Genomic DNA, 12,751 nt, shown 5'->3' with positions numbered 1-12,751 from the left:
AATGCGCCTGCATAATAAGTCTATCCACCGCATTTGCAGAGACATCCCATACACCGCTTAACCCCTTTTTCTAACAATGACTTCTCAATCTTGGTCGAGGCACGGTCAGCCGCTTGGTCACAACCCAACATCCTGGACGGGTTCATTTTCAGGCTACCTACTGGCCTGCCCGCCTTTCCCAAACCGCCACGCTCAGCGAACTGCAACCCGGCGACCCGGTCGAAGTTGTCGGTCGAGACGGACTGACACTCCTCGTTAACCCCCTGCCCCAACGGAGAGAATCATCATGAGACAACAGCAGCCCCGCAATTAGCTGATGGAGTTAGCCGCCAAAGCGTTGAAGTACTTGATTTTTTATGCGTCTGGCCTAGCACTTGATGCTCGGATTCATTTGTCAGCTATGTTTAATTAACATGCCGTAGTGTGTTCCATGATTGTTTTTGAGTCGCTTTGTTCTTTGAGGCTGATGAATATTTTTATGGGCGCAAGGATGACACCCGCAACTCTGCATTCTGCTTTTTTAGCAACGTTTCTAGGTAGCCTGTCGAGCCTAATTGCTTTCGCAAACGGTATTGCTTGGGCGGAGGAATCAGCTGCTGTGAGGCGTCTGAGAGAAACACGGGAATGTCCGGACTGTAAGCTGCAGGCTGCCAGACTTAGAGGCGCTTATTTAAGAAGCGCCAACTTAAATGAGGCTGATCTGCGCGAGGCCGATTTGAGAAATGCTGACTTACGCAACGCTGACTTACGCAACGCTGACTTACGCAACGCTGATCTAAGGCATACAAATTTGCAAGGGGCCAATCTTGAAGGAGCTGACCTACGCGGCGCTGACCTGAGAGATACCCTGATTGCAGGCGCTAGACTAGCGGAACGGTGGCGCGTGGCTTGGCAGCTTGTGAATACACCGATCGACCAGCGGCAAGTTGATGAACTGCTTACCCAAGAGACTTTAAGCTTGGCCGGTGTCAATCTCAATCACGCTGATTTGAGACAAATCAATTTTTCTGAGCAAAATTTGGTAGGGGCGAACTTTGACAGCTCTATTTTAGAGGAAGCTAATTTAACCCAAGCAAATTTAGAAGGGGCTAGCTTCTTCGCCACCAATCTGGAACAGACGCAGCTATCTGAGGCCAATCTGCGCGAAGCTAACCTGGCTCAAAGCAACCTTGCAGGGGCAGATTTAAGCAATAGCAATCTGCAAGAGGCGAATTTAGCTGAGGCGAACTTAACCGGAGCAACCTTGAGCCAAACTAATTTAGAGGAAGCCAATTTATTGAATGCCAATTTAGAGACTGCCAATTTAGCCGAGGCGAACTTGGAAGACAGCAACCTAAGAGGCGTGAGATTGAACGATACGGCCTTCATCGGTGCTAATCTGGCAGATCGCGATCTCAGCGGCATGGACCTCACTGGCATTGCTGATCTAGCCGGGGTAGACCTGCGGCAAGCTGATCTGAGTGGCAGCAACTTGCGGGGGCTCAAGCTACAAAACGCTGACCTCAGAGATGCCGATCTGTCTGGGGCTGATCTCAGCGGCGCAGATTTATCAGGCGTGAACCTGCAGGGAGCCAATCTCAGGGGGGCTGATTTATCCAACAGCAACCTCACTGATGCCTACCTGCAGCGAGCTGACTTTAGAAATGCTAATCTTCAACAAACAACGCTCAGCGGTATTGAAGTTTATTACACCAACTTCTGTGGTGCCACCATGCCTGATGGAGAAATTCGGGACTGTTAGTGGAGCCGCTAGTCATTGTAGGTTGAGGCTGGCGCAAATCTCGATGTCCTAAAAGTCGTGCTATCAGCCTGCTGCTTTGACAAGCCAGACATTTGTGAGCACCCTTTGTAAGTCAAGCTATGTTTGCTGAGGCACCAGAGATAGCATCCCCTGAAAGTTTAAAGGAGTGGCCATTCGTGAACCGTCAGCCTTTTCCGTTTCCGGCTTTGAGTCCGTTGATGCGCCTAAATGTGCGCGACGATTTGAAGATCAACGCTGAGCGTTGGGCTTTAGCTCATGGTTATCATCGTCAGCGGCAAAATGTGGTGTATCAGTCGCTTTGGGAACCGGGCATTGTCTGTGGTTTGGGTGTCAAGGTTATTGCACAGCCCGAAACAGCAGCAGCACAGTTTCGCGATCGCCGTTGGCTAGAGGTGCAGCCTGGCATTGCTATTGACCTACGGGGCAATCCGATTATTGTCAGCCCGGAAGACGATCGCACCTATCGCATTGCCGCCCCTGTGCCTGACCAGGGTAGTCTAACGATTCATGTGGTGATTCGCTACGTTGATCCAGACGGCTTAGAACTAAACCACGACCGCGATCGCGTTGCCGAACGTTACCGCTTTGATCAGCGATCGCGCTCCCTAGAGCCGGCCGATATTGAGCTTTGCCGCATTGAGCTAGCCAGCAGTCCCAACCAGGGGGGAGATGTACAAATCCAGATTCCGACTGAGCCGCGATCGCCTGCTATCAACGAGTTGGATCTGCGCTATCGCCAGTCAGCCCGGCTGCGCTGTCAGGCCCATCTACAGCTTGGCGTGCTCAGTGAGCTTAGCCATCAAACCTATCAAAATTTAACAGAGCTAACCCGCAGTCTGGCGGTGCTGTATCCCGATTTGACCTGCCAGCTAGAAACGCTAGAAATCACCGCCAATCTGCCAACCGAGACCGCTGCTCAGCTCATCTATTTACCCGCCCAGCAGCTTTTAGACTGGCAAAGCACCCACGATGCTCGCAAGCTGGATGTTCTAGGTCAGTACCTCAAGGCAAAGCGGGGGCTGTTGCTGGTGGAGGCGAGCCACCAGCACGATCAAAAGCTATGGGGGCTGCTAGACAAACTCGCGGAGCATCAGCCGCTAGATCCGGTTAGCGAGCATCATCCCATCATGAAGCAGCCCTTTTTATTCGGTTGCTTACCGCAAATTGCTGCTGACAGCTTAGAACTCTATCAAGGAGGCAATGTACTGCTAGCAATGGGAAATCTTTCAGACCCGTGGAGCGGTCGCCACTTATCGCGCCTAGAAATTCGAGAGGCTCAGGAATTTGGCATCAATCTTTTGTACTTTGCCTGGCAAGAAAATCTGTTCACAAGGCTGCTGCAATAGCCCAGGGGCATTATGTATTTTTGTTGCAAAGCTACGCGCTTTGGCCAAATATCATTAGCCTTTGGTATACGAAATCTGCAAATGCTGTCCTTTGGCAGTCGTCTTCTTTGGGCCAGTATCTGAGCAAACGGCTAGCTAAACGATCTGAGCGTTTCCCGCAGAGGTACGGCTCAGGAGTCAAGCGTTTCAATTGATTGCTTTATACAGGGCGTTTGGGTAATGGCTAGCTCGGTTAAACTTGAACTTCAGCAGCGAGAGATTGACTTTAAACCCAGTGATACAGGCGACTTTACCCGCGCTGCGCCTGCTACTGAAAGCGATTTAGCAGTCACCGTCATTAATACGACCGATCGCTTTGCTAGCTTTCAGCTAGCGTTAGAGGCCAGTGGGGTAGAGCCAACCGCTAGTGCTCAGTGGTACACGGTTGAGCCGGAAATTTGCGCTAAAAAGCCACCCGGCGATCGCACTCAGTTTCACATCACAATGCTGAAAGCGCCCATTCCGGCCTACGATACTCAGCTACCGCTGACCCTTAAGATCCTGTCGCCGGAAATTGAGCAGATATCTACCACTGAAACGGTTTTTCTACGCATTCTGCGGCCCAACAAAACGCTGCGGGTTTATTTGCCTTTTCAAGATCTCCAGGTCTATCCGGGCGATCGCGTCCGCATTCCGGCCCTGGTCTACAATCTCAGCAGCGAGACCAAAAACATCACGCTGAAGCTGACAGGTCTAGACGCGACTCCGGGCTGGCAGACAGATTGGTTTCCAGAAGGCACGGAGCGATCGCTGCGTTTGGGTTCAGGTAGCTCTGAAGACGTCACCTTCTGGTGTGTGCCCCCTGCCACGGCCCAAACCGAAAGTCGCCTTTACCATCTTGGCTTGGAGGCCAGCGACGGTCAGGGAAACACTGCCAGTACGGCAGGTCGCTTGGAAGTGCTACCCTTTGGCAGTGTCAGCTTTCAGTGTTTAAATCCTCGGCAGCAGGTACCCGCCCAGTCCAACTGGCGGCGGCATCAGCGTCTGTATCCCGTCGCCTACGATCTGATTTTCTCTAATCAAAGCAACCTGCTACAGCAAATTCAGCTTTCAGTGCAGTCCTCCTATGGCAGCCGCTGGCAGACAGTGCCTGCCACCCTAGAACTCGCTCCGGAGGTATCCGGCGGGCTGCGTTTAGACGTGGAAAGCCAGCGGCCCTGGTTAGGCACCACCCGCACCCGTTTTTTTGAAGTTTTCCCGCAGCTCGCTTCCCCTGGCTCTGGTGAAGTGGGCAAAGCAGTCAAGGTAAGCCCCGCTAGCCGCATTCTAGAGCTGCGGCTCAAGCCTGTAGTACCGCTGTGGCTGCAGGTGCTGGGGGGGGTAGTGGGGCTATGGCTGCTGTGGCTAGCCTGGTGGCTCAATCCTGAGACGCAGCACACTGCGCCGATTAACTCCATCAGCCTTTTTGCCAGTGGCGACACCATCTTTAGCGGCAGTAGCGATCAGACGGTGCGCCGCTGGCAGGTGAATCAAGACCCCTGGATTATTGATATTCGCCGTCCTAAGTTTCAGCGGGTGATGGCGGCAGGAGAGGCCCAGAAAACTGCCGCCAAGCCGATTCGCGTCATTCAGCACTTACCGGAAGAAAGCGTTGCCCAGATTGCAATTGGCCTAGAAGACGGTGAAATTCAGCTTTGGAACATTGACCCCCCTAATCGACTGCAGACATTTCGCGCCAGTAGCGGCCCCGATCGCATTTTCGATCTAGATTTCACCAGCGATTCGCGCTTTCTCTTTAGCGGTCATGGCAGCGGTCGAGTCCATCAGTGGCGCTTACAAACGGCAGACCCAGCGGCCCAGCCAGAGGTGGAAAAAACTCTGTCCCTCGGCGGGGACTACGCTGTTTCTAGCCTCTCCGTGAGCGAAAGACCTGGTTATAACCTGCTGGTGATTGGCGGCCAGTTTAACCGCCTAATGGTGTGGGACTATGAGCGCCAGTCTGCTTACAATTTGGCCTATAAGCGCGATCGCGTCTTTGCTGAGGGGATTGAACCTGTCACCAATCGCAACAGCTATATCACCAGTACGGCAGCGGCGGCTAAGTCCGCTGTGCTGGCAACGGCTGACAACCAGGGCGTCATTACCACCTGGAATCTAAAGACCATCCGCGACTGCCTACCGCAGACCTTTAAGGCCGAGCGCTCAGCGCGTTTTCTCCAGGAGGACTGCCAGACTGAATTTAGGCTCGACCAGTGGCAAGCCGGCGAGATTAGCAGCCCGGTACGTGCCCTGGCACTATCGAGCAATGGTTGCTATCTCACCAGTACCGGCGATGATGGCCGAGTGATGCTGTGGCCGCTGACGGCTGACGGTAGCCGTGATCCTCGCTATGAAGCTGGCATCGCAGTAAGGCGGTTTAACGACACGCGGCTCAATAGCGTTGATTTACACTACACCACCCAGGGTCAGCAGGAAGTCGTGCTCGTTGCCAGCGACACCCCTGGTAATCGCGTCCAGCTCTATCGCAAACAGTTGAATCCGAATGGTTGTCAGTAACACGCTTCAAAATTTATGGATTGATGTGCAGGGCAGCGGCAGCGGGGCTAAGCCGGGGGGCGAGCCGCTAGAGCGCACGTTGACCATTAGCAATCGCGGCGATCGCGCTGCCAATATTGAACTGTGGCTAGAACCTGCCGATGCTCGCTCGGAACCACTGCTGCGCTGGAGCCAGTTTGACAGGTCGGTGACTGACCTTAGACTCGAACCGGGCGAGTCGGCAGATGTGCGGCTGACCTTTCGGGTGCCGCCCCAGGCAGATCCCGGTTTCTATAGCTACGATATCCGCGTCAGCTCTGACCAGTATCTAGGTGAAGACATTCGGCGGTCGCAGCAGCTTCAGGTACTGCCCTCAGCCCAAGAGCTAGAGCTGCGCAACGAGCCGAAAATTGTCGTCAGCCCTGCCAGCGACTCAGAGCATCCGATTTTGCTGGCTGCCGGTACGACTTTGACAATTAAAGTGATGGTGGAAAATCCCTCCCGCCGCACCGATCGCTTTTCTCTGTTTTGCCCCGATCTACCGGCTGACTGGTATGAGGTGGACTATCCAGAGCGATCGCTGGATTTACCCGGCGTTGTTCGTCAAACGGCCGGACTAGAACTCAATCCCAAACAGAGCGGCGAAATTCTGCTGCACGTTCACCCGCCTGCCTACACTCCCGCCAAAGACTATTTTCCGACGCTGCATGTGCGCTCACACAATCGCAGCAATCTGGCTTTGCTGGAAATTATCTATCTGACGATTCCAGCCGACGATCGCCTGACGATTGAGCTGCAGCCTGAGGGGCGCAAAATTCCCTCTGCAGACGAGTTTTTTGAAATCACGCTGGTAAATCTGGGCAATGTGGAGCGGCATCTAATGCTGTCGGCTCAGGATTTTGATCGGCTATTTAACTACGCCATCGAGCCAGCCCAAATTCAGCTTTTGCCAGGAGAGCAGGCGATCGCCCAGCTTTTACCCTATCCCAAACACTGGTGGCGGAAGATCTGGCGCTTAAATGAGCGAACCTTGACCTTCCAAGTAGATCTGCAGAATGTTTGGCCCTTAGTAGATTTAACTGAGGCGCCGGAAGCCGTTCCTATCGCGCCGCCTCAGCCCCAGTGGCTACCCGGTCTGCCAGAAACCCTGCCCCAGGGCCGCATTGTCTGGCAGGCGCGACGGCGCTGGCTGTTTCACTTACTGATCGCGCTGCTGAGCCTGGGGCTGCTGGCGGCTGTCGTCGCGCTGATTTGGTATTTCTTCTTTTGGCGACCTAGCCTCAGACCCCGCATTCTGGTGTTTGAATCAGCTCAGGAAACCTATCAGGAAGAAACGGATGAAACGATTGAGCTGGACTGGGAAATCACTAATCCCTATGACATTGACCGCATCGTCTTGCTGAGAGGTCAGGCGGATAAGCAGAGCGTTCTCCAGACCCTAGAGACTGACCCCGACGCACTGCAAAACTACTGGTTTAATCGTCCTAATAAGGGCGGTCTCCCTCCCGACCTATCAGCCTCCGACCCAGAAACCCCGACCGCTAGCGCCGAAGCGCTATCCCAGGGTAGCTGTGCCATTGTGGAAATTAGTGAAGCGGAGCGATCGCTTTTAACCCCCCTATTCCGACTGCACCGCCACTTGTTTCGGGCCGAGTCTCCCAATGAAAAGCGGCTACGCTGTACTAACGTGCAGGTACAGGAATTTTTAACAGAAGGTGACGCCCTTACCGAAGGCCAGTATGCCTTTACGCTGATGGTGTTTCAAAAGACGCGGCAATCGGATGCCGACTCGACTGATGAGGTCACTGCTGCCCAAGAACTCGGCCCCCTCTCCGATACGGCTTTTCTAGAAAAAGTGGCCGTCGCCCCTGCCGCGCCGCCGCAGATTTTAGAGTTTTCTGCCACGGCCTCGGAATATCGCTTTGTAGATGAGGCACTCATTCAGCCCCCCAACCCAACGCTGGGCGCAGCCGAACTGCTGGCGGCAGCGGCACCTGAGTCAGAGGAGGCTGAATCAGCAGCGGTGGCTGAGGCTGAGGATACCCCGGTAGGGGTAGAGGGTACGCAGTCCGGTCAGGCGATCGTCCCTGTTTCTGAACCAGACGTGACCCCCACTGTACCCATTCGCCTGAGCTGGACGATCACCAACTTAAAAGACATTGAGGCCCTAAAGCTAGTCAGCCTCGCTCCCGACGGGTCAGAAAATATGCGGCCTATTACGTTTGATGGCTTCGACCTTTCAGCTGCCGTAGACGACTTCAATCGTCTAGATCCTCGCTTGCGCCCCTACTGCCTCAGCCGTGATAATCAGCTAGTGTGTGAAGCCGTTCCTACCCCGGTTACCCAGGTGGGCGAGTACACGTTTTACCTCACCGTCATGCCAAAGCGTGATGATGTGACGGAGGCCATTACTAGCAGTACGCCTACGATTCCCATCAAACCGCCAAAACCTGACATCGTTGAGTTTCAGGTCAATGGCGAGAGTGTGGCTCAAAAGCCTAAGTTTGTCTATGCGGTCAATCCGGCCCGCGAGTCGTTCGATATTCGTCTTAGCTGGCAGGTGGAACATGCCACCCAAGTAGAGCTGCTACCCGCCCCTGGTGAAATTGACCGGCAAGATACCCTCTACACCCTCAGCGCAGCTCCCGGTGCTGAAAAGATTACGCTGCGGGCAGTGAACGAACTGGGTGAGGAGGTGACGCGATCGGTAGTGATTGAAAAAGTGGGGTACAGTGCCCGGCCTAGTGCCCAGTCTGGCAACGGTCAGCCCCCGCCGCTGCCGACGGTCCCTATCCCGTCACTGCCCCCAGCTCCCAGCCGCTTGCCTCCTTTGGAGCTGCCCCCCCAAGCTGACTAAACATCAGTCCCCTTTCAAAATGGCAACCAGTACCCTCAGTCGCGATTCTAGGTCGGCTGGACTGCAAAACAGATTAAAGTCTTGGATAATTTGCTTAGAGTCTGGCTCAAGGACACCAAGCTGTCACATACTTCCAGTTGAAATGGCTCTGTAATCGTTTCTTCTCCAGAAGAATTGGCGCAGCGGCGCGATCGCTCGTTCATACGTCAGCGATTGGCAGAAGAAAAGGTGCTCTATGAGTGTGGAGAAACAACGGCAGGAGGCTCGACGCTGGCATCAGCAGACGAGGGATGATTTGGCTGGCGGCTACAGATTAGACGAAATTTCCTTGAGATGAAATTTGTGACCTTCATTCACCATCACTGTCTAGAGCCTCTATTGCATGTGAATAGTGACTTAGGACGGTTTAGGGCTAAAGCACACTGGCCAGCAACAAGCGTAAATCCAATGTGTCCTAATCGAGTCTTCTGCTGCAATAGTGCTGCTCCTCGACTGAGCGGAGTTTCATGACGCACGGCCTGCATGGCTTGATACAGATCTTCATCTTCTAGGGCGCTCAATAAATGCTGATATTCACTCAGACTCAGAACCACTTTCTGAATTTGGCCGGTATTGTCTGTAATGAATGCTGGGTTTTATGTTTCAACCCAGCCTACGAAGCGAGCGATCGCACTTCTGCCAGAAACAGGATACTTCTATAACTGCAAGCATTACGTTAATTCGCTGATTGCGGTCTGTTGTGTTATCTTACAGCCAGTTTCAGGTGGTCTAGGACATTGAAATTTGCGATATCGCTTCGATTGGGCTCCGGCAAAGGATGCCAGTAATTTTCAGAAACATCGGATTTCTTTTCGCCAGGCCGCTACGGTTTTTCGGGACCCTCGCCAAGTTTCGATTTATGATGCTGAGCATAGCCAGGATGAAGATCGCTGGATTACCCTTGGAGTAGACAGCAGTGGAGTCGTCCGGGTTGTGGTTCACACGTTTGAGCAGATGAGTCAGGAGGTATGTCACATCCGTATCATTTCCGCTCGAAAGGCGACCCGTGCAGAAATCCTTCAGTATCAAGGGGCAGAGGAATGAAAGCAGACTATGATTTTTCAAAGGGTGAACGAGGGAAATTCTACAATGCCCAGGCGGAGTTTAGTTTTCCTATTTATCTAGAGCCGGATGTAAGTGAAATGATCAGTCGTCTGGCAGATGAAAACGGATTAGAGGTTCAGGAACTGGTCAATGAGTGGCTGAGAAGCAATCTCAAGGTAATTTCGAGTGTCCGGCAGGCTGGTTAAGCAGCCTTACTCCTAACAAGGATTGATCGCACTGAGATAACAATGTAGTACTTGATGGCATAAATTGCGCCACCTTTCCAAAAGCTGGAAATGCTGATCTAACGAGGTTTTGCATTTTGCATTCCGCGTAGCGGTAGTAGCCCAAAATCGCAAATGGGTGTAGGCTGTAACGCACTGTTTTGGGGTGAGCGCGTTTCCAAGGAGTGATTGGAGAAGTAACGAGGGGGAATAGCAGAAACGTACCTTACAAGATCTGCGATTGTACTTGAGTTATTTTTTCGTCAATCGTTAACTGCCAGCAAGAGCAGCACCAAGTCCAAGCAGTATAAGAACGCCAGCGACAGCAGCTATCGCCACTTCTAGAGCGGCTACTGTTACTCCCCAATAAAGAACAATTATTGCAATAAGAGCAGCTATCAATGTTGCCAAACTCAACGCTTTTACCTGTTCACGAGTTAGCTCTGGATAACGCTGACGAATTTCTAGGTCAAAACCTACAGTACCCTCAAAATTTATATTCCCAACTTTAAATCTCAGAGAGCTTGGCTGATGCTTAACTTTGTATACTGCTGTTACTAACGGACGAGCACCTTCAATCTTAAGTGAAGATTCTGTTTCACCTAACTTTCCAGAAAATTTGTTCTTCAGTGCTAAAGACGCGTTATCATCCTCGGGTTGAAAAGCATCAGCAAATGTACTAACAGCTTCACTTACCTGTGATTGAAAGTTATCTTTTGAGATAGTAACGCTTTTACCCTTTGAAGAGAAAGTGACACCATCTTTATTAGCCGTGCATACACTATCTCCGATAGTACAGTTTACTTTTCCTGTGAGTTTAAGCTTTATTGAAGTTAGTGGAGTAGGATGAACAGTTATCTCCTCGCTTTTACTAAAATCATGCTCAATAGCACAGGATGGTGAAGCCAATCGTGAGTCATCTGACGCTGATTTCGGTTCACTCGACTTTTGCTTCACACTGCTTGTCGATGCCTGTAGCTTTATACATTTATCTATAACTTGATTCAGTGTTGAAAAAGTCCAGTCTCCGTTTGGCTTTTTAATCGACCATGCTACTTCGTTAGATGGTGTTTCACTGCTGTGCTCTCCTTTGCCCCATACATGAGAGCCATTACTTCTTTGTCCAATTGCTATGCGCTCATAAAAGTGATATCCATAATTCTTTTCTAATTCATCTCGAAGAGATACAAAATCTTTTCCTTCGCTACCGAGCCAACTACCATAGGTTGAATCTCTACTTTTCAGCTGTAGTTTAGAATTGACTTGCTTACTTGACTGCTGTACCACATGCGTCAACTCATGGGCCAACAACTCCTTCCCTCCACTCGACCCCGGGTTGTATTTCCCGGAGTTGAAATAAATATCCTGCCCGTGGGTAAACGCCTGAGCTTGGATCGAATTGGCTAAATCTGGAGACTCATGTACCCGCACGCCGCTAAAATCTGTGCCGAAACGAGGTTCCATAAAAGCGCGGGTCTTATCCGAGAGCGGTCTGCCGCCGCCTCCCTGACTCGCAAGCTGCTGCTCAAATCCACTCGGTACCGCCGCTCCCCCCTCCTTAGCCTGCACGCGCCGCTGCACTGGGGAGAGCTTGCTGCCTTCCTCATCTCCCTCAACCCCCACCTCCGGCATCCGCATCACCTTCGCCGCCATCTGATCTGCTTCTTGCTCATACTTATCCCCTGGCTGCCCTATTGTCAGCTTGGTTTGCACAGGAGCCGCCAGTGTGTCGTCTTCCTCCTCTTCATCCATTGCCTCGCGCTGCAGGTCGGGTTCAGCCGCAGGTGCTTCTGGGTAGAGGGGAATATCCATCAGTTGTACCGCTGGAATTGCAGTGCGGGGCTGCAGATCTGGCGCGTCGTCTTCGTCCTCTTCCTGAGGCTTAGGAAACGGGCGACGCTGGAACATGCCCGTATCAGTTGCGGGCGTAGGAAGAGGAGCAGATTTTTTAGTGGGGGTAGGAATGCGGGTTTGCATGAGGGAAAAGTGCGATCGCGCTTTGTTGCCCCCCATTGTATGTAAGCAGGACTGGGATAAACGCTCTCAGTTAAATTCTTCGTATTCTTTAACCCAATTACTTTACCCAGCCTTTTACCTCAGCCGTGGGCAAAGGCCGCTCCAGCTTGGCGAATTCGCTTTGGGTCGATTGCAGTAGGTGGGCCATTGTTACTGGGGACTGATTCTCCGCTGCCAGAAAAGCGGCAGTCAGGGCGATGTTGCGAATATTGCCGCCGGCAACGTTGAGCTTGGCGAGCTGGCGGTAGTTGAGGTCTTGGGTGGGGAGCTGAGCCGGAAAAATCCGCTGCCAGATGGCGGCCCGCTGCTCCAAGTCGGGGAAGGGAAAGCGAACAATGAAGCGAATACGGCGCAGGAAAGCCGGATCGATGGCGTCTTTGAGATTCGTGGTCAGAATTGCCAAGCCGCGATAGGCTTCCATCCGCTGCAGCAGATAGCTGACTTCCATATTGGCGTAGCGATCGTGGCTGTCTTTAACATCGCTGCGCTTACCAAAGAGGGCGTCGGCTTCATCAAAAAGCAAGATCACACCGCCGGTTTCCGCCGCATCGAACACCCGGCGCAGATTTTTCTCGGTTTCGCCAATATATTTACTCACCACCGAGCTGAGGTCGATGCGGTATAGGTCAAGCTGCAGCTCCTGGGCCAGTACCCCGGCGGCCATCGTTTTTCCCGTACCGCTGACCCCAGCAAACAGGGCGCTAATGCCCAGGCCGCGATTGCTTTTACTGGAAAAGCCCCAGGTTTCATAGACCTGGGTGCGCTGACGGATGTGGGCTACAATTTCCCGCAGCACCCGGCAGGGCTGGTCTGGCAGGATTAGGTCTGACCAGGTTTCGCGGGGAGAGAGGCGTTGGACGAGATCGTCAAGCTGGGGGCGGGCTTGCAGGCGGCTGGCGTGCCAGAGGTGGGGGAGAGAAGGAGATGAGGAAGATGGGGGAGATAAGGG

10 protein-coding genes are annotated in these 12,751 nt (G+C 52.7%); 7 read left to right on the top strand and 3 right to left on the bottom strand.

Translation table 11 applies throughout. From position 1 onward, the window contains the following. The first annotated feature begins 113 nt into the window (after window positions 1–113). From QJQ48_RS21945 to QJQ48_RS21925, 5 genes are all read left to right on the top strand, one after another. Window positions 114–290, top strand: a complete 177-nt coding sequence (locus tag QJQ48_RS21945; RefSeq protein WP_346293390.1) for an NfeD family protein — start codon at window positions 114–116, stop codon at window positions 288–290. A 308-nt stretch (window positions 291–598) separates the two neighbouring features. Beyond that, on the top strand, window positions 599–1,741 hold the full coding sequence (locus tag QJQ48_RS21940; RefSeq protein ID WP_346293389.1) for a pentapeptide repeat-containing protein: 1,143 nt from the start codon (window positions 599–601) through the stop codon (window positions 1,739–1,741). Window positions 1,742–1,917: 176 nt separating this feature from the next. Further along, window positions 1,918–3,108, top strand: coding sequence for a hypothetical protein (locus QJQ48_RS21935; RefSeq protein WP_346293388.1), 1,191 nt, complete (start codon window positions 1,918–1,920; stop codon window positions 3,106–3,108). A 219-nt stretch (window positions 3,109–3,327) separates the two neighbouring features. Then, entirely contained in the window at window positions 3,328–5,643 is a 2,316-nt protein-coding gene (locus QJQ48_RS21930) for a hypothetical protein (RefSeq protein ID WP_346293387.1), read from the top strand. Then, entirely contained in the window at window positions 5,630–8,479 is a 2,850-nt protein-coding gene (locus QJQ48_RS21925) for a COG1470 family protein (RefSeq protein WP_346293386.1), read from the top strand. The genes QJQ48_RS21930 and QJQ48_RS21925 overlap by 14 nt, the downstream gene beginning before the upstream one ends. A gap of 359 nt (window positions 8,480–8,838) precedes the next feature. On the opposite strand, the gene QJQ48_RS21920 is transcribed toward QJQ48_RS21925, so the two are convergent. After that, window positions 8,839–9,102 carry a hypothetical protein gene (locus QJQ48_RS21920; protein WP_487247703.1) on the bottom strand — a complete coding sequence of 88 codons (264 nt, stop codon included), beginning with the start codon at window positions 9,100–9,102 and terminating at the stop codon, window positions 8,839–8,841. A 160-nt stretch (window positions 9,103–9,262) separates the two neighbouring features. On the opposite strand from QJQ48_RS21920, the gene QJQ48_RS21915 reads away from it, so the two are divergent. Continuing rightward, a complete protein-coding gene (locus QJQ48_RS21915; protein WP_346293384.1) occupies window positions 9,263–9,562 on the top strand; it encodes a BrnT family toxin in 300 nt (99 codons plus the stop codon). Beyond that, window positions 9,559–9,768, top strand: a complete 210-nt coding sequence (locus QJQ48_RS21910) for a hypothetical protein (RefSeq protein WP_346293383.1) — start codon at window positions 9,559–9,561, stop codon at window positions 9,766–9,768. Before QJQ48_RS21915 ends, QJQ48_RS21910 begins: the two co-directional genes overlap by 4 nt. A gap of 288 nt (window positions 9,769–10,056) precedes the next feature. Here the strand turns inward: QJQ48_RS21910 and QJQ48_RS21905 are convergent, their stop codons facing one another. Continuing rightward, window positions 10,057–11,763: an eCIS core domain-containing protein gene (locus tag QJQ48_RS21905; protein ID WP_346293382.1), complete on the bottom strand. Its 1,707-nt coding sequence runs from the start codon at window positions 11,761–11,763 to the stop codon at window positions 10,057–10,059. A 97-nt stretch (window positions 11,764–11,860) separates the two neighbouring features. Then, the coding region (locus tag QJQ48_RS21900) for an ATP-binding protein (protein WP_346293381.1) at window positions 11,861–12,751 on the bottom strand (891 nt) is incomplete at its 5' end.

Origin of the sequence: Sphaerothrix gracilis Ecp01 (assembly GCF_030405905.1) — a bacterium.
GTDB lineage: Bacteria > Cyanobacteriota > Cyanobacteriia > Phormidesmidales > Phormidesmidaceae > Sphaerothrix > Sphaerothrix gracilis.
This window is presented reverse-complemented; position numbering and strand designations above follow the sequence as displayed.

What these genes read in the sequence shown, in the direction of transcription:
- QJQ48_RS21930 (WP_346293387.1), top strand. Translation starts at nt 3,328, where the DNA reads ATGGCTAGCTCGGTTAAACTTGAACTTCAGCAGCGAGAGATTGACTTT.
- QJQ48_RS21910 (WP_346293383.1), top strand. Translation starts at nt 9,559, where the DNA reads ATGAAAGCAGACTATGATTTTTCAAAGGGTGAACGAGGGAAATTCTAC.
- QJQ48_RS21905 (WP_346293382.1), bottom strand. Translation starts at nt 11,763, where the DNA reads ATGCAAACCCGCATTCCTACCCCCACTAAAAAATCTGCTCCTCTTCCT.
- QJQ48_RS21925 (WP_346293386.1), top strand. Translation starts at nt 5,630, where the DNA reads ATGGTTGTCAGTAACACGCTTCAAAATTTATGGATTGATGTGCAGGGC.